At 38.5% G+C, this 18,406-nt stretch carries 16 protein-coding genes; 5 read left to right on the top strand and 11 right to left on the bottom strand.

Going from position 1 to position 18,406, the window contains the following annotated elements; translation table 11 throughout:
- Positions 1 to 118: 118 nt before the first annotated feature.
- Positions 119 to 3,991 (top strand): fibronectin type III domain-containing protein, encoded by a 3,873-nt coding sequence (locus ACFQO1_RS00180; protein WP_380215496.1) that lies wholly within the window; start codon positions 119 to 121, stop codon positions 3,989 to 3,991.
- Positions 3,992 to 4,052: 61 nt separating this feature from the next.
- On the opposite strand, the gene ACFQO1_RS00175 is transcribed toward ACFQO1_RS00180, so the two are convergent.
- The 6 genes from ACFQO1_RS00175 to ACFQO1_RS00150 form a co-directional block, all read right to left on the bottom strand.
- A complete protein-coding gene (locus ACFQO1_RS00175) occupies positions 4,053 to 4,766 on the bottom strand; it encodes a 3'-5' exonuclease (RefSeq protein ID WP_380215494.1) in 714 nt (237 codons plus the stop codon).
- Positions 4,767 to 4,814: 48 nt separating this feature from the next.
- The gene (locus tag ACFQO1_RS00170) at positions 4,815 to 5,951 is read right to left on the bottom strand and encodes a serine hydrolase domain-containing protein (RefSeq protein ID WP_380215492.1); all 1,137 of its coding nucleotides are present in this window, start codon (positions 5,949 to 5,951) and stop codon (positions 4,815 to 4,817) included.
- 1 nt (position 5,952) lies between these two features.
- Entirely contained in the window at positions 5,953 to 6,432 is a 480-nt protein-coding gene (locus tag ACFQO1_RS00165; RefSeq protein WP_380215490.1) for a methylated-DNA--[protein]-cysteine S-methyltransferase, read from the bottom strand.
- Positions 6,432 to 7,538, bottom strand: a complete 1,107-nt coding sequence (locus ACFQO1_RS00160) for a CNNM domain-containing protein (protein WP_380215488.1) — start codon at positions 7,536 to 7,538, stop codon at positions 6,432 to 6,434. The genes ACFQO1_RS00165 and ACFQO1_RS00160 overlap by 1 nt, the downstream gene beginning before the upstream one ends.
- 73 nt (positions 7,539 to 7,611) lie before the next feature.
- Positions 7,612 to 8,130 (bottom strand): DinB family protein, encoded by a 519-nt coding sequence (locus ACFQO1_RS00155; protein ID WP_380215486.1) that lies wholly within the window; start codon positions 8,128 to 8,130, stop codon positions 7,612 to 7,614.
- Positions 8,123 to 9,202 (bottom strand): isoaspartyl peptidase/L-asparaginase family protein, encoded by a 1,080-nt coding sequence (locus ACFQO1_RS00150; protein ID WP_380215484.1) that lies wholly within the window; start codon positions 9,200 to 9,202, stop codon positions 8,123 to 8,125. Before ACFQO1_RS00150 ends, ACFQO1_RS00155 begins: the two co-directional genes overlap by 8 nt.
- Before the next feature lie 197 nt (positions 9,203 to 9,399).
- Between ACFQO1_RS00150 and ACFQO1_RS00145 the strand changes: the two genes are divergently transcribed.
- The 4 genes from ACFQO1_RS00145 (at position 9,400) to ACFQO1_RS00130 (ending at position 13,324) form a co-directional block, all read left to right on the top strand.
- Complete coding sequence (locus ACFQO1_RS00145) at positions 9,400 to 9,909, top strand: CAP domain-containing protein (RefSeq protein ID WP_380215482.1); 510 nt, start codon at positions 9,400 to 9,402, stop codon at positions 9,907 to 9,909.
- Between the two features lie 137 nt (positions 9,910 to 10,046).
- Positions 10,047 to 10,586 (top strand): 3-hydroxyanthranilate 3,4-dioxygenase, encoded by a 540-nt coding sequence (locus ACFQO1_RS00140; RefSeq protein WP_380215480.1) that lies wholly within the window; start codon positions 10,047 to 10,049, stop codon positions 10,584 to 10,586.
- Between the two features lie 143 nt (positions 10,587 to 10,729).
- Positions 10,730 to 12,283: an L-piperidine-6-carboxylate dehydrogenase gene (amaB, locus tag ACFQO1_RS00135; protein WP_380215478.1), complete on the top strand. Its 1,554-nt coding sequence runs from the start codon at positions 10,730 to 10,732 to the stop codon at positions 12,281 to 12,283.
- Between the two features lie 210 nt (positions 12,284 to 12,493).
- Complete coding sequence (locus ACFQO1_RS00130; protein WP_380215476.1) at positions 12,494 to 13,324, top strand: GIN domain-containing protein; 831 nt, start codon at positions 12,494 to 12,496, stop codon at positions 13,322 to 13,324.
- Here ACFQO1_RS00130 and ACFQO1_RS00125 read toward each other — a convergent pair.
- The 5 genes from ACFQO1_RS00125 to ACFQO1_RS00105 form a co-directional block, all read right to left on the bottom strand.
- Complete coding sequence (locus tag ACFQO1_RS00125) at positions 13,321 to 14,046, bottom strand: metallophosphoesterase (RefSeq protein ID WP_380215474.1); 726 nt, start codon at positions 14,044 to 14,046, stop codon at positions 13,321 to 13,323. The two genes, ACFQO1_RS00130 and ACFQO1_RS00125, sit on opposite strands and share 4 nt — an antisense overlap.
- Positions 14,043 to 15,137, bottom strand: a complete 1,095-nt coding sequence (locus ACFQO1_RS00120) for a TFIIB-type zinc ribbon-containing protein (RefSeq protein ID WP_380215472.1) — start codon at positions 15,135 to 15,137, stop codon at positions 14,043 to 14,045. Before ACFQO1_RS00120 ends, ACFQO1_RS00125 begins: the two co-directional genes overlap by 4 nt.
- Positions 15,138 to 15,235: 98 nt before the next feature.
- Complete coding sequence (locus ACFQO1_RS00115) at positions 15,236 to 16,375, bottom strand: SPFH domain-containing protein (protein ID WP_380215471.1); 1,140 nt, start codon at positions 16,373 to 16,375, stop codon at positions 15,236 to 15,238.
- Between the two features lie 75 nt (positions 16,376 to 16,450).
- On the bottom strand, positions 16,451 to 17,584 hold the full coding sequence (locus tag ACFQO1_RS00110; RefSeq protein ID WP_380215469.1) for an ATP-binding protein: 1,134 nt from the start codon (positions 17,582 to 17,584) through the stop codon (positions 16,451 to 16,453).
- 65 nt (positions 17,585 to 17,649) lie between these two features.
- Complete coding sequence (locus ACFQO1_RS00105; protein ID WP_380215467.1) at positions 17,650 to 18,405, bottom strand: SDR family NAD(P)-dependent oxidoreductase; 756 nt, start codon at positions 18,403 to 18,405, stop codon at positions 17,650 to 17,652.
- Between the last annotated feature and the right edge of the window lies 1 nt (position 18,406).

The raw sequence follows: 18,406 nt of genomic DNA, 5'->3' as shown, positions 1-18,406 counted from the left end.
AAAAAAAGTGTTTTTTCGTGCTGAATTGTTATAGAAATCCCTAAAAATAGTATCAAATTGCTATTTTTTATTCTATTTCATTCAATTTTTAGTATTCATTTCTAACAAATCCTAATTTATGAAAAATCATTTCTCTTATAGAGAAAGTTTCTTTTCTTTACTTTTTCTATTTTTCAGTATTTCTCTTCTTGCTCAAACAAAAGCAGAACAGGAAAAAATTACCAGTCGGTACGACACTTCAAAACTTGAAACACTTCAGGGAAACCTTACCAGCAAGAAACAAGTTCAAAAACAAGAAGCAATCAATCAAGCACAACAAAGAAATTTACCTGTGAAGGTGACTCTTGAAGATGGGAGTATTGCCGAATTACAATATATAGCAGAGGATGGCAGTCCTATTTACTATAGAACATTCAATGTGGCGGCAGCCAAATCAACCAGAGCAAACTTTTTAAACAATGGAGGAGGTCTAGGTCTCAATCTTGACGGTCAAAATATGATTGGATATGTCTGGGATGGTGGTCACGCCAGAGTTTCTCACCAAGAATATGATGGTGCTGGAGGTACTAATCGTGTAACTATTCAGGATGCAGCTTCTGAAGGAGGAACACAATTGAACTTTCATGCGGCTCACGTAACAGGAACCATCACAGCTTCAGGGGTTCAGCCTGCAGCAAAGGGAATGGCGCCACAATCTCGTGTTCGAGGCTATATGTGGAACAATGATGTTGCCGAAGCAACTGCAGCCGCAGCAAATGGGATGTTACTTTCAAATCATAGTTATGGATTTCGTTCAGATCTAGTGCCAGATTACTATTTTGGAGCTTATATTGATGAGTCACGTAACTGGGACGAAGTAATGCACAATGCACCTTATTATTTAATGGTGGTGGCAGCAGGAAATGATGGTAATCAAAATAGTTATAATGGTTCACCTTTAGGAGGAAATTCTTCCTACGATAAGCTAACAGGACATTCAACTTCCAAAAATAACTTGGTAATTGCCAATGCTCAGGATGCCAATATCGATTCTAATGGAAATCTGGTAAGTGTAACGATTAATAGTTCTAGTAGTGAAGGACCTACAGACGACCTTAGAATTAAACCTGACTTGACGGGTAATGGAACTTCGGTATATTCGACCTACGAAAATAGCGACACTGCGTATGCGAGTATTACAGGTACTTCCATGGCTTCACCAAATGTTACTGGAACATTACTTTTATTACAGCAACACGCTAATAATACCTTCGGAAACTATATGCGTGCGGCTACTTTAAAAGGCCTCGCGTTACACACTGCAGACGATGCCGGTCCTACAGGCCCAGATGCAGTTTATGGGTGGGGATTAATGAATGCAAAAAGAGCTGCGGAAGCAATTTCTGACGAAGGAACGAATAGCCTTATTGAAGAGCTTACATTAACATCAGGAAATTCATACACATTTACTGTAGATGCTAATGGGATTGACGATTTAATGGCTTCTATTTCTTGGACAGACGTTCCGGGAACAGCAACAACTCAAACAAACTCAAGTACCAAAAGATTGGTAAATGATCTTGATATTCGCGTAACACAAGGAGGAACAACCTTTTTCCCGTACCGATTAACAGGAGTAACGACCAACGGATTGGGAGATAACACAGCAGATCCCTATGAAAGAATTGCAGTTTCAAACGCTTCAGGAACATATACGATTACAATCACTCACAAAGGATCTCTTTCTGGTGGAAGTCAGAACTACAGCTTAATTGTAACTGGAATCACTTCAGGTGCTGTAAACTGTACTGCGGTAACGCCAACAGGATTAAATGTTTCGGGTGTTGGATCAAATTCAGCTATTGTTGGATATGATGCAGTTTCTGGAGCGACCTATGACGTGCGTTACAGAGTGTCTGGAACAAGTAGCTGGACAACAATAGCTTCTGCTGCAACGTCAGCGAGCTTAAACGGATTAACACCAACAACAGTATATGAAGTTCAGGTACGAAGCAAGTGTAACGATGGATCTACCTCTTCGTATTCATCTTCAGTAACATTTACCACAACCGAAGTACAACTCAATTACTGTACGTCGACCAGTAGTAATGTCAATGATGAATATATTAGCCGAGTACAAGTGGGAACAATTAATAATGCTTCTGGTGCTCAATTCTATTCAGATTTTACCAACATTTCAACAGATCTTTCCGAAGGGCAAACGTATACGTTAACAATCACTCCCACGTGGACAGGAACGGTATATTCTGAAGGATATGCTGCTTGGATTGACTATAATCATGATGGTGACTTTACCGATGCGGGCGAGCAAATCGCTTCGATTGCCGTAACTCAAAACACACCTGTTTCGGCTTCGTTTACGGTACCAAGCGGAACATCTGCTACTGCAACACGAATGCGTGTAACAATGAGCTACAATGCTGTTCCTACTGCTTGTCAATCATTTACCTATGGTGAAGTAGAAGATTATACTGTGAACTTAAGTGGTGCTACTGCAGATACACAAGCACCTTCTAATCCAACGAGCTTGGCAGCTTCAAATGTAACTCAAACAACTGTGGATCTTTCTTGGAATGCCTCTACAGACAATGTTGGAGTGACAGGATATGATATATATCAAGGAGCTACGGTGCTTGGTTCTGTAACAGGAACTTCAGCAAATATTACGGGTCTTACCGCTTCAACTGCCTACTCTTTTAGAGTACGTGCAAAAGATGCTGCAGGGAATATCTCGGGTTACAGTAATACAGTAAATGTTACTACAGCAACTCCACCAGATACTCAGGCCCCATCAACTCCAGCGAGTTTAAGTGCTTCAAATATTACCGATACGACTGTAAACTTATCATGGAACGCTTCAACAGATAATGTTGGTGTAACAGGATATGATGTATATCAGGGAAGTACAGTGTTAGGAACCGTTACAGGAACCAGTGCTAATGTTACAGGGCTTACAGCAGCTACAGCATACTCTTTTAGAGTTCGTGCTAAGGATGCCGCTGGTAATGTGTCTGGTTACAGTAATACTGTAAATGTAACTACTACAGGTGGTAGTAATGGTTGTGCCGGAGGTATTACAGCGTTCCCATATGCTGAAAGTTTTGAAAGCAATTTGGGTGCATGGACACAATCTACGGCAGATGATATAAATTGGACACGCGATTCTGGCGGAACGCCTTCGAGCGGAACAGGACCCTCTGCTGGTGCAGCAGGATCGTTCTATATGTATGTAGAAGCTTCAGGTAATGGAACAGGGTATCCAAACAAAAGAGCCATTTTAAACTCTCCATGTTTTAATTTAAGTAGTGCTTCCGAAGCCTATATTACATTCAACTATCATATGTATGGAGCTAGCGATATGGGAAGTATCATTCTTCAAGCAAGTGATGATAATGGTGCTTCTTGGAGTACTTTATGGACAAAAACCGGTAATCAAGGGAATTCTTGGTTAGAAGAAACCATTGATTTAACTGCGTATACAGGAGGAAGTGTTCAGTTACGTCTTAACAGACTTACGGGTGCGACTTGGCAAGCAGATATTGCTATCGATAATGTAAGAGTTACAAATAGTGCTCCGGTAACCGATCCATGTGCAGGGGTTCCTGCATGGAGCAGTAGCCAAAGCTATTCGCCAGGTGACAGAGTAACCTATCAAGGAGGACTGTATGAAAGAACCTCTTCTGGATGGACGTATTTAGGACCTTGTGGAACAACTACCTCAAATACTACGTTAGGCGGAAACGATGGTCCTCCTGTGAACAGCATCGCTTCGATTTCAGTATATCCAAATCCGGTAAATGGGAATGTATTAAATGTCGCTGTTTTAGGAACAACAGCTACCGATTATATTATTTACAACATGCTAGGTCAGGTAGTGATTCAAAATACATTTACAGAAAGACTTGATGTATCAAATCTAAAAGCAGGTATGTACCTATTAGAAGTTAAAGCGGAAGGTGAGAAATTTACCGAACGCTTTATCATAGAATAGAACCTAACATAGTTTATTCTAATTGTAAACCCGCTCCAATCTGGAGTGGGTTTTTTATTTTTTATACTGAAAGGATCTCCTCTTCAGGAAGAAGCGGTTCGTTACGTAGTCGTAAAAAGATCTGAGCAACTGTTACGGTATCTTTTTCACAATAAGTTATGATTCGGTCTATGTCATTTTCTTTATAATAGACATCACGCACCTGACTTCCATCTATATCGTCTTTAGGGGAAGGAACACCCAAAACATGAGCCATTAGCTTTAGAGAGGTGAATGTTTTATAATCGCCAAACTTCCACAGTTCAAGAGTATCCAGATGGGGAACTTCCCAAGGTTTTTTTCCGAAGAGATTTAACTTAAAGGGAATATCTATACTATTAATGATCATCCTGCGTGCGATATACGGAAAGTCAAATTCTTTACCGTTGTGAGCGCACAATAAATGGTGCGTATTGTTAAAATGGGTTTCAAGCAATGTCTTAAACTCCTTTAATACGGTAACTTCATCACCATAGAAGCTTGTCGTTCTAAAGTTTCTTATATCGCCTTGTATTTTGAAATATCCTACCGAAATACAGATAATCTTACCAAATTCGGCCCAAATTCCAGCACGATCATAGAATTCTTCTGGGGTGAACTCATCTTTTCGCTGGTATTGTGTCTTTAATTCCCACAATTGCTTTGTGGTATCGTCGAGATCTTTGTAATTTTTTTGTTGAGGTACAGTTTCAATATCCAGAAATAGGATATGTTCCAAATTGACTCTTTTTAACATGATGTATTACTATAGCGGGAAGTCGTCATTAAAACTACAAAATATTTTTTAATTAGCATCCAGCATTTTATAAGCCTCTTCCACGTACACATAAAAATCACTGCTAAACGGCTTGTCCGAACGATTCCCGCGTTGATGGCCCAGACGCGTGATGATAAGATTATCTTCTGGGATTGTAATTACATATTGACCCAAAATGCCACGCATTACAACTATCTTTTTGTCGAGATGATCGCTTAACCAGAATCCAAAGCCATATTCGGGGCTTTCAGTAAAGCGGGGCTGGATAGAAGTAGCTATAAATGTTGAGTCAAGTAATTGTTCTCCGTTCCAGGTTCCGAAGTCTTTATACAGTTTTCCAAATCGAGAAAAATCACGTGCATTACTAGCGATACAGCAATATGCTTTAGGTAGGGAATTTTCGGCATCATCTACTTGCCACAAGGCTGCTTTTTCTGCGCCCAGAGGATTCCAAAAACTTTCAGAAAGATAAGTTTCTATTTCTTTTCCAGTGGCTTTTTCAATGACCATTCCGAGTAATTGAGTGTTGCCACTAAGATATTTAAAAGATTCTCCTGGAGTTTCAATGAATTCCAGACCTAGAATAGTTTCGGCCAGATCATCATCATAATAGGAGCGAGCCGTAATGCTAAACGGACTCGTATAGGACTCATCCCAGTTGAGCCCAGAAGCCATACTTGACAAATCACCAACGGTCATCCCCGTGTTTTTATATTGCAGATAGAAATCACTTACGCGCTGGTCAAGGCCTTTTATATAGCCATCTTTAATTGCTTTCCCCAGTAGGGCAGCCGTAATGCTTTTCGCCATTGAAAAGGAATTCGTTTGTGAATTCAACCCATAGCCATCCGCATATTTTTCATACCAAATGCTGTCATTTTTTATGATAAGAAACGCAACGGTTCCCATTTCTTTGTGTTGTGCCGAAAGTCTTTCGGTGGGCTGAATGGTATTAAAATCTTTATGTAGCGGCCACGGTTGCGGATTCTCACTTGCAGGGATGTCAACATTTTCAAAATACACATGATCGTCTATAAAAGCGGTCGTATGACCCGTAAGATACACCACACGAATCCCTTTTAATATATAGTTGTAATCTGTTATGTACAGCGTAATCACTACTAAAGCCAGGAGACCAATAAACCACTTAAAGAATCTTTTCATTTTAGAATAATGATTGTTGTTTAGCAGGGCTTTCGTGTTCTAAAAGCCATTTTTTGCGGTGCAATCCTCCAGCATATCCCGTAAGTGAACCATCACTCCCAATGACTCTGTGACACGGAATAATGATGGCAATTGGGTTTTTTCCATTTGCGGAAGCAGCAGCGCGAATGACTTTTGGATTCCCTAACAGATTTGCAATTTGTTGATAGTTTTGTGTTGTTCCGAAAGCGATTTGTTGTAGTTGGCGCCATACTTTTTTCTGAAAATCGGTCCCTTCAGGAGCTAGTTTTACATCAAATTGGGTGCGCTCTCCTTTGAAGTATTCGGAAAGTTGTGACATGGCATTGGCTAAAACCGAAGGTGTTTCCGAAGAGAAGTCCATCTCTATTTTAGGGTCTAAAAATACTACCGAAGCTATTCCAGCCGAATCTCCTTTGATCTCTAAAATGCCCAACGGAGATTGTACATAGGCTGTTTCCATTACTCTTCAGATTCTTTTTTTTCTTCCTCTAATGTAATACCCATACGTTTTGCACGTCGCTCCCAGTTTTTACGGGCCGCTACCTGCATGTCTTCTATATCGTCACTCTCGTCCATAATTTCTAGCCCGAGTAAGGTTTCTATAATATCTTCCATAGTGACGATTCCAATGGTATTCCCAAATTCATCAACCACCATCGCCAGATGACTACGTTGTTTGATAAACGTTTCAAAAAGATCTGGGATTGGTTTTTCTGCATCGATAACAAATATTTCTCTTTTAATATCGCTTAGCAATTTCTCACCATTTTCTTCGACGATTTCTTCAAGAATATCGTCTTTTAACACGAAACCAGTGATGTTATGTGTTTTATCTTTAAATAAAGGTATTCTGGAAAACCTAAGATTTTTATGAGTATTGTGAAATTGCTGTAGGCTCGTGGTTTCATCTGCCGTTTCAACTACAGGAAAGGGGGTCATCACGTCTTTTGCCAGAATACTTTTAAATACGAGTAGGTTTTTAATCACGGCACTTTCATTTTCTTCAAACACCCCTTCTTGTTCTGCCGTATGAGTAATAGAAATAAATTCCTCACGGCTCATGGTGCTCACGTGTGCAGATTTTCCAATTAGTTTGGTTGTCAAGGTGAGTATCCAGAGAATTCCAGTATACTTTAGTGGAAAAATAATTGCATTAAGAGCAATGGCTGTAAAATTCCCCAATTTTTTCCAATAGGTGGCTCCTATGGTTTTAGGTATAATTTCAGAAACTATTAAAATCAATACTGTCATTATTGTAGAAATGATACCTACGAAGTTGATTCCCATGATTTGCATATCATATCCCCCTTCAATTGCCATAATTCCCGCTTGGTTTCCTACTAGAATAGCTCCTACTGTATGTGCAATGGTATTGATTGTTAATATCGCAATAAGCGGTTTGTCAATATCTTTTTTAAGACTGGTTAAAGTTTTGGCGTAGCCATTGCCTTCGGCAGTTTTAACTTTTAAAAAAGTAGGTGTAAAACTTAAAAGGGCTGCTTCTAGAATGGAACATAGAAATGAAAAGAAAATAGAAAGTACTGCGTAAACTATTAATAAGGTCATTCAGAATAAATTTTTTTACAAGGTAGCGCAAAGTCTTTAAAACCGCTATTAAAAAAATATTAAAAGAAGCTTGTTACCAACCTACAAAACCAGGCGGTTCAATTTCATTTAAATTGAGATAGACAATTAATTGGCCACGGTGGTGAGTTACGTGGTCCTGTAATAAATTTAATATTTGGAGTTTGCTTTTGTCTCCTGCAAAAAAAGTAACCGTCTCTTTGAGATCTTTTAAAGGAACCTTTTCAAGAATTGATTTAGTGTTATTAAAGGCTTCGGAAAGGATTGCGATGGTTTCCGCTTTTGTGGTTGGAAGTATGTTTTTCCCTCGTTCACTTTCCGAAGTAGAAAAATACGTGCCGCTCAACCAGTCCATGTTACTTTTTATATGCATGAGTTGCTCTTTAAAGGTCATCTGGCGTTCGGTGGGTTTAAAGTCATAGTACTCTTCTGGCATTGCCTCAGCTATTGCTAGCATATAGATTTTACTATTTTCCCATTTTTCTAAAAATGCACCCTTTACATCAGCTTGCTGCGCAGTGGCTGAAATTACGATCATACCTAAAATGATACAGAGTTGAGTAATTTTATTCATTTTGCTTGTAAATTCCTACTATTAGTTCGCCTTTAGCATTCATATGAGCACGATACATGCCTGCTGTATTAAATTCCATACTTACGTTTCCGTCTTTATCAATTGCGATGACACCTCCGTCACCGCCTAAATTAGGCACTTTTTTTTGAATGACTTCTGAAGCCGCATCTTGTAAGGTAGCACCACCATATTCCATCATAGCAGAAATATCATGAGCTACCATAGCACGAATAAAATATTCGCCCCATCCCGTTGAAGACACTGCACAGGTCGCATTGTTGGCATAAGTTCCGGCACCTATGATTGGGGCATCCCCAATACGGTTCCAGCGTTTGTTAGTCATACCACCTGTTGAGGTTCCAGCGGCTAAGTTTCCGTTCTTGTCTAATGCTGCACAACCCACAGTTCCAAATTTTGAGTCTTTACTATATACATCTTCAAAGGTGTTGACGGCTATGTTTTTAGATTCTCTTTCTTTGATACGTTGTAATGACTCAAAGCGATTTTTTGTATAAAAGTATGAGGGGTCTACCAACTCAAAGCCTTTTTCCATTGCAAATGTTTCGGCTCCTTTGCCACTTAGCATCACGTGTGGCGAGTCGTTCATTACAGATAGAGCTAGATCAATAGGGTTTTTAATACGAGTCACTCCTGCTACAGCGCCTGCGTTTAAGGTAGCACCATCCATTACCGAAGCGTCTAGCTCATTGGTCTCTTCATGCGTAAAAACGGCACCTTTTCCTGCATTGAATAAAGGCGAATCCTCCATTATATTAATCGTTTTTGTAACAGCTTCCATGGCTGTTCCTCCATTTTTTAAGATTTCGTGGCCCGTTCTAATGGCTTCCTCTAATTTTAATTTATATGCTTTTTCAAGCGAATCGCTCATGTTTTCTTTTAGAATCGTTCCTGCTCCGCCATGAATGACTATCCCAAAATTTTCTGGATTTGTCTCATTTTTTTCAATTAAAGTATCACTTATTGACGTTTCTGAAGTACTTTTTGTTTCGTTTTTACAGCTTAAAAGAGCAATAAATCCGATTAAAAGTGTTAAAGTTTTAAATTTTATCATTTTTTTAACATTTTAGGTAAATATACGACAAAATCCTTTGTTCATCAAGGCTGCGCAAGGAATTTATGTAGGAAAAAACACATAAAAAACAGTAAAATATCGATGAAATACACTTAATTCACGATTAAGTGTAAAATAATGTGAAACTTTTCCTATATTTGATTAGCGTCATGCCCCAAATTTGATGCCCCCAACTTATGAAACTTATAACTACCAGCCTACTGGCAATGGCATTACTTTGCCTTACCGTATCTTGTCAAAAAGACCAAGAACCAGAAACTATTCAAGAAGAGGTAAACTTTTCAATCGATTTAAACCTTGCCAATGAAACAGATTGGGAAATGGCAAATGAGATTTTAACGTTAGTAAATGCACACCGTGCAACTCTTAATTTAGAACCTTTATTACGTGACCAACAGTATGCGTCTGCTTACGCTGTAGATCATACAAAGTATATGATTAGCTTGTCACAGATCAATCATGATAATTTTCAAGAGCGTTCTGCAGCTATGAAAGCACGTGGTGCTAAAATCGTTACAGAAAACGTTGCATATGGATACAATGATGCAGCTAGTGTAGTACATGCCTGGTTAAATAGCCCAAGCCACAGAGCAGCTATTGAAGGACCATATACACATTCAGGATTTGGAGTGATGCCTGGAAATAACGGAGCATACTTTTTTACACAGCTTTTCTATAAGAAATAACATTACTTTTCATTTTATTAATTGAATTAGATTTCAGGTGTACTGTTTGGAGGACAGCATATCTGAAATCTTTTCTTTAGGAACTCTCGCATTGTTTCCATGATTTGCCTTATTTTTATATCATAAAATTTAATTGTATGGCAATTGCAAAACCTTTTAACTTAAATAAATGGGTAGAAGATAACCGAGAACTTCTTAAACCACCCGTAGGAAACAAGAATCTATATGTAGATGCCGAAGATTATATCGTCATGGTCGTCGCGGGGCCAAATGCTCGAAAAGATTATCACTATAACGAGACTGAAGAGTTATTCTATCAGTTAGAAGGAAATATTCAAGTGCATATTCAGGAAGAAGGAAAAAAAAGAACTATGGAGCTAGGGCCTGGAGACATGTATTTACATCCGGCAAAAGTTCCGCATTCTCCAGTTCGCGAAGCAAATTCTATTGGGTTGGTCGTTGAACGTAAAAGACAGGACCTGAAAGGCAAGGATGGTTTACTATGGTATTGTGATAATTGTAATACCAAGCTTCATGAAGTTTATTTCCCTTTGCATGATGTAGAAAAGGATTTTTTACAACACTTCAAAGATTTCTACGGAAGTAAAGAATTGCGCACTTGCGATAATTGTGGGACTGTAATGCCTACTGATAGCCGATTTGTTTCAGACGAATAACCTTTCTGAAACTCCTTCTGCTTCATTTCAAATTCTTCATTCGATTATGTACCTTCGCGACCACAAATTGCTGTTGTATACTATTCAGCAAATTCACTAATTAAATAGGGTTGCAGAAAGCAACCAAAATAAAAATAAAATTTATGTCAACAATTGCCACCGAATTCGGAATGGATAAAGCCCTACAGCAGCTAGGTTTAAAAGAAATTAATCATGGAACTTCTACTGGGAATACATGGTATCCTGGCGGTGCAGAGATTGCATCGCACTCACCAGTAGATGGGGCTTTGATTGGTAAAGTAACTACGACCACAAAAGAAGAATACGAAAAAGTGATAACAACTGCTCAGGATGCCTTTATTACTTTTAGAGCGATGCCTGCACCACAACGTGGTGAAATTGTTCGTCAGTTTGGAAATAAATTAAGAGAGCTTAAAGAACCATTAGGAAAACTGGTTTCTTATGAGATGGGTAAATCATTACAAGAAGGATATGGTGAAGTTCAAGAGATGATCGATATCTGTGATTTTGCTGTCGGACTTTCAAGACAACTAAACGGACAAACGATCCCTTCGGAAAGACCTGGGCACGTGATGCGTGAGCAATGGCATTCATTGGGAATTGTTGGAATCATTTCAGCTTTTAATTTTCCAGTGGCAGTTTGGGCATGGAATACTGCTCTGGCGTGGGTATGTGGTGATGTATGTGTTTGGAAAGCTTCAGAAAAAACACCTATGTGTGCTGTAGCTTGTCAGAATATTATTGCAGGTGTTTTAAAAGATAATGATCTTCCTGAAGGGATCTCTTCTATCATCAATGGCGATTATAAAGTTGGTGAAATGATGACCACCGACACCAGAATCCCTCTTATTTCTGCCACAGGCTCTACCAGAATGGGACGAATTGTAGGGGCGAAAGTCGCAGAGCGTTTTGGTAAGTCATTGCTAGAGTTAGGTGGAAACAACGCTATTATTATTACTCCTACAGCAGACCTTAAAGTGGTCGTGCCAGGTGCGGTATTTGGTGCCGTAGGTACCTGCGGACAACGTTGTACTTCAACAAGAAGGCTTATTATACACGAAAGTGTATATGATAAAGTAAGAGATGCCATCGTAGGAGCTTATAAACAAATTGTTATTGGAAATCCTTTAGATGAAAATAATCATGTAGGTCCGTTGATCGATAAAGATGCAGTAAGTACTTATTTGAGTGCAATCGAGAAGGCAAAAGAAGAAGGTGGAAATGTACTGGTTGAAGGCGGTGTATTAGAAGGAAAAGGTTATGAAAGCGGATGTTATGTAAAACCAGCCATTATCGAAGCAGAAAACAATTTTGAAATCGTTCAACACGAAACTTTTGCACCGATCCTTTACTTAATGAAATATTCTGGAGAGGTCGAAAATGCTATCGAGAAACAAAACGGTGTTGCTCAGGGATTATCAAGTGCGATTATGACTAACGAAATGAAAGAAGCCGAAAAATTCTTATCGTTTGCAGGTTCCGATTGTGGAATCGCAAATGTCAATATAGGTACATCTGGTGCAGAAATTGGTGGTGCTTTTGGAGGTGAGAAAGAAACCGGTGGAGGTCGCGAATCTGGTAGCGATGCTTGGAAAGTCTATATGAGAAGACAGACCAATACAGTGAATTATAGTGATGAACTTCCCTTAGCTCAAGGAATCAAGTTTGACTTGTAGAAGTTAAGGCAGCATGTGCCTTCCTCTCGCGGTGCTCGTCGGAGGCAAGAGCTCAGAGAATTAAATTTGATCTTTAAGAGATATGTTTAATCATATTTAAAGCCGTTTAGCGAATTTCGTTAAGCGGTTTTTTTATTGACACTCATTTGATTATGTTAAAGTATATACAACAGCCTTGCATCTTATCTAATTTTGCCTTAAAATACAACTATGAAAAAATTTATTACATTGGCTTTATGCGGAATTATTACTCTTTCCTGTGTAGCTCAGAAAAAACCAAAAATAAAAGGCGATAAAAATGTGGTCGATATCACCGAATCTATTGATCAAGCATTTAATGCAATAGAAATCGACGATGCTTTGGAAGTGGATTTATTACCTGCCTCCAAACCATTTTATAGATTGGAAACAGATTTCAATTTATCGAGAATACTTCAGTTTAAAGTAGAAGATAGTGTGCTTAAAATTTACAGTGACTATAAAATTACGAGTAGTAAAAAACTTAAAATAGAACTTTCTGCTTCTGGAATTGATGCTATTACGCTAAAAAACGATGCGAAAATTGAATCAAAACGCAAACTTGAATCGAAAGTAATGGTATTGACTGCAAATGAGTCTAGTAGATTTGACCTTGATATTGAAGCCGATTCGATTGCTGTAAATATTACCAAAAATGCCGGCGGAAAGTTAAATCTAATGAGTGAAAAGACAGATATAAAAATGAATGGTCGCACCGATTTGAAAGTGCGCAACTCATCTGATAACTTAGTAATTTCTATTGCAGATAATGGCGATTTGGATATTGATGGAAATTCGGACACAGGAAAATATAACCTTACAGATGGCAGCCAACTGAAGGGTAAAAAACTTCGTGTAAACAAAGCGTCTATCAACCTATCAAATAATGCATACGTAGAGGTTTTTGTTGCAAAAGATCTGGAAGTGTATGCCAAAGATAAAAGTAAAATTGAATTATGGGGAGAGCCTAAAATTAACATAAAAGGTTTACTTGGAGATGCCGAAATAGAAAAGAAAGACTAGTTTCTTCCTTGTTCTTCAGGATATAATTGATAGACAGCTGTGCTTTGCCACACCTGTTTTGATTCTATATCCATTATTGAAAGTGCTCCTTTAAATGCAGCTCCTGTATCGACGTTCCACACATTTGCAAAGTTTGCAGGGGTGTCAAAACCTACTCTATATACAGGGGTGTGTCCAATAAAGATTTCGTTAAAAAGTTTGAGGCGTTGAGGGTATTTTTCATCATCTTCAGAAATATTCTTATCTAAAGCACATACCATTTCCCAAAGAGTTCGGTCCCAATAGACATTTTCGGGATGGTATTCAAATTGTGGGCCTTTCTGATTGGTAAACCCAGCGTGTAGAAATAGATTGTTATTCGAATCGATATAAAAATTTTCTAGATCTTTCAGAAAAGAGATATGTTTTTCAACCTCAGCTTCAGAAAGCTTTGCGTAGCTTTTTATACTGGAAATACCGCCATGATTCAACCACATGGGGTTTTCTTTTGCTCCTGTAAGATATTCATACAACAGTTGATCGTGGTTGCCACGAATAAATCGGCACTCAAATTTTTCAGCAAAATGAATTAAAAAATCAATCGTTTCGGCACAGTCACTCCAGCCATCCACATAATCACCCACAAAAATAAAAACATCGTTTTTTTCAGGTTCTACAAAACCCAATACCTCTTTTAAGCCACGTAGACCTCCATGAATATCACCTACTACTAATTTCCTCATACACCAATAAACAAATAAAGAACTACAATCGCAAACAGAATGGCTATGACCATAAAAAAGATTTTCCAAAAGGAATAGGGTCGTTGGCCAGAGATGACCTGAGTTTGCCCATTCACAAAAAAGTTATACCGCTTATTTTTGTATTTGTATGCACTCACATATACAGGAAGTAAAATATGTTTGAAGGTTTCATCGGTAAGTTTCATGTCAATACGGGTAATACGTTGCGTATCGCCACCAATATCCCTTCGCGCCCATTGATTGGCAATGTTTCTTGCCGTCTTAGTAGCATCTAAATGCCCGTCTTTTAATGGTATGGTATATTTTTCGGTGACGAATCCAGCGAGATAACTACTATCAAAAGGTTTGAGATCGTTCAATTTCCAACGTGCCACTTTGGTTGGTATGACACCCGATTTTTGTTTAGATGCCTTTATCAAAGTGTCATCGACAAAGCCGCTCACATTTCCAGCAGCAGGATACCATCTCGTTCGGCGTTCTTGCACTGTACGTTTATTTTTGCCCGACCCTACTGTTTTAGTTACATAATAATATTCTCCACGCTGTCCTACGTAATCCGCATATAGTTGTGCATCAAAGGTCCAGTAGGGCGCATACAACCCTTTGGTATTTTGCGGGTCCAATGCAGCTTTTTGAAGTTTGTTAGGTGCAAACCAAAGCCCTTTTACCCATTTTCTAAAAATTAAGTGCGCCTGCTGCTGGTTAATCATAAACGGAAGTACGGCTCCAGGCAAAATCCAGTCTTCCTTATAGGCATCTTCAATTATGAGCGGCATTGTGCAATAAACACAATGTAGCGATTTGTAATTTTCTTCTACATGCTGATTGGCACCACAATTCTTACAATGCAACATCATGATCTCCTCGCTATGTGATTGGGAACCCATGCTATCGAGATAGGGTTTTAATTCAATCTCTTCAAAGCTACTTTCTGAAACAGCAATCTCCTGTGTATATCCACAATATTCACATTTTAACTCAGTAGTTCCAGGGGCATACCGAAGCTCTGCGCCGCAATTGACACAGGATTTTTTTAGTTCGGAAGATTTTGAGGTTGTACTCGATTCCATAAAACTGTTCCCTCCTCTTGAAGGAAGAATGCCTTTAAGGCGGAAAGGTTAAAATTTAATGAGATTCTGAAACAAATTCAGAATACTGATACGTTTCATTATTGTCCAGGTAGTGGCGGTGGCGTAGCACCTCCTAAAAAAGCTTTTAGTTCTTCTACACTATGTAAGGCAGCCCACTCACTCATCCCTTGTTTCCAGACCAACGTGTCTTTGTTTACGGTTCGGTTAGCGAACAAAGCTTTTAATTGCTCGAAGCTCACAGGTCCCGCTTGTGCTCCGTTGGCAGCATAAAAATACTGTACAGCAGCAGGCATTGGCGGAGGCATCGCTCCTCCTGATTGTTGTGGCATGTGTTGTTGCTGACCTCCCATTTGTGGTGACATCATGCCACCCATTTGTTGTGCCAATACAAAGCCCATTCCCATACCCATTCCGGCACCAGCAGTTCCTCCTTCATTAAGGGCAGCCGCTTCAATCGCTTTGGCTGTTTTAAACTTGGTTAATTTATCCAGGTCTAATTTATCTATACGACTATATTCAAAGATCTCCTTTTTAAGATCTTCTGGCATAGACACATTTTCTATATAAAATTTCTCCAAAGAAACACCTACAGAGTTAAATTCTGGACTCATTACCGTTTGGCAGGTTTCTGAAAGCTCTGTGGTATTCGCCGCATACAATTCGATAGGCAAATTGGCTTCCCCTACGGTATCTGTAAAACGAGTGGCAATTAAACTTTTAAGATGTTCGTTGATCTCATAATTAGTAAAATTATTGTCGGTACCTACAATATCGATAATAAATTTACCCGGGTCGTTTATTTTAAAAGCATAGGTTCCAAAAGCTCGTATCTCTACCAAACCGAAGCGTTCGTCATTTAGCGTAATTGGATTTTTGGTCCCCCATTTTTCGTCTGTAAAGAGGTGTGTGTTTACAAAATAGACCTCCGCTTTAAACGGACTATCAAAGCCGTACTTCCAACCCTTAAGTGTGGTAAGAATGGGTAAATTTTGTGTATTAAGTGTGTAGGTCCCGGGTTTAAAAACATCTGCCAGCTGTCCTTCATTAATAAAAACTGCAGTTTGTCCTTCACGAACAATGAGTTTGGCGTTGTTTTTAATTTCATTTTGGTAGCGTTCAAAGCGGTGGACAATGGTATCGTCTGTATAGTCCAGCCACTCAATGATGTCTATAAATTCGTGACTTAGTTTTTCTTTAATTTTATCAAAAATACCCATGAGATTGTGGTTTTAAAAAGTTGAAGTTTAAAGATAAGTAATATTTTGAAGTGGAATGTTACAGAGATAATATGATTAACTATACTTAATCTTCCTTAAAATACGTTGTGCTTCTTTAAACGCTGGATAGATATTCAGGTATTTTTTTAAATAAGGTTTGGCTTCCAATAATTTCGATTTTGCTTCAGAAAAATCATTGAGATAACATATAAGATAGGTAGCCGGCAAATTCCGTAGGTCTTTTTCTTCTGAAGCATTTAGCGGAATATCTTTTTTCAACTTTCCGACGAGCGCATTGTTGGCATTGTAAATATGATGCAGTGTCTTTTTATTATATTGAGGCGGCTCAAAAATCAACTTTGTATCGATGGTATGTGAACCATTCTCTTTAAATAAAATGGTTACTTCTTCTAGTGGATAATATTTATACTGGTTGTTTAAACCTAAATGCACATACTCTATAATTTTAAAAGCATCTTCAGTAAAAGTAATACTCACTTCATCCAAAGCCGAATAAAATAGACGAACTTGTTCGTTAATAAGTTCAATGTCTACCCGCGAATAATAGGTCTCTCCATTTACAATTTTAGTATTTCCTGCCCAGCAAACTACAAATAGTTCTTTAAATACTTTATAGTCTGCCGTGAGGTCTTTATGGCGATGATTAATAAAATCGATAACTCCATCAAGGGTAAGTTCAATATTATTTTTGGCTTTGTTTTCTATCGCCTGGACAATTTCAGAATTTACATCCTTGATCTCAATGTCAAAATTTTTAGGCATGGAAATACTTCCGTCTCTTAAAAAAATGGAGCCTCCCCAGTATTTCCAAATATTTTTGCGCAGCGAGGTGATTTTACCATTTGGTCGAATGGTAACCAGACCTACCACTTTGTCTTCTGGAAGATGCGCAAAGGCAATATTTTCGTAAGTAATAATCGGCGCATTGGTGAGATACGCATTTATCAAATTTTGAATTTTACTATCATCAAAAAAGTCGGTACCTATAATTTCATTAGTTTCATCCTCCACTCCTATAACGATAAAACTATTGTTGGCAGGATTGCTATTGCTAAGCGCACAAATATGTTTTAAAAACTTTGCTTTCCCTTCTTTACTTCCCAGGTCTATTTTTCTTTTTTTATCATAGAACGAGCTCTCATCGTTGTGAGCGAGTAGGTTTTTAATGAGAAGCCGTTTGTTGATCATATTTATTCCCCGCGTAGGCGGGAATCTCTTTAAATTATTCTAATTAATAAAGAATAAAAATAAACCTATGCTTTATTGACAATAGTACTACTTGCTTGATCTAAACACATTACCGTTAAATCTGCAATATTTACATGAGGTGGACGCGTGACTGCAAACCAGATAATTTCGGCAATGTCTTCGGGTTGAAGAGGCGTAAAATTCTGGTATACTTTTTCGGCTCGCTCGCTGTCTCCTTTAAAACGCACCTCACTGAACTCTGTTTCAACCATTCCGGGATTGATGGCGCCAACTTTAATTCCGGTGCCGTTGAGATCAACCCGCATTCCTTGGTTTAACGCGTCAACGGCATGTTTCGTTGCGCAATACACATTTCCGTTAGGATATACTTCTTTTCCTGCTGTAGAACCAATATTGATAATATGACCCGCCCCTTTATTGATCATATGCGGAAGAATAGCTTTGGTAATGTAGAGCAATCCTTTTACATTAATATCGATCATGGCATCCCAGTCCTCAATACTTCCATCCTGAATAGGATCCAAGCCATGAGCATTCCCTGCATTATTAATAAGAATGTCTATTTCTGAAAATTTTTCAGGTAGCTTTTTAAAGACTTCAGCCACATGATGTTTGTTGCGGACATCAAAATTAAGCGTGTAAATATTAGTCATGGCCGAAAGTTCTTTTTGCAAAGCATCAAGACGTTCTTGTCTTCTTCCGCAGAGAATTAAGTGAATTCCGTTTTGAGCAAAAAGTGTGGCAGTAGCGCGACCAATACCAGAAGTCGCTCCTGTAATAAGGGCTGTTTTATGTGGCATA

It is taken from the genome of Jejudonia soesokkakensis, assembly GCF_042664795.1.
Taxonomy (GTDB): domain Bacteria; phylum Bacteroidota; class Bacteroidia; order Flavobacteriales; family Flavobacteriaceae; genus Jejudonia; species Jejudonia soesokkakensis.
This window is presented reverse-complemented; position numbering and strand designations above follow the sequence as displayed.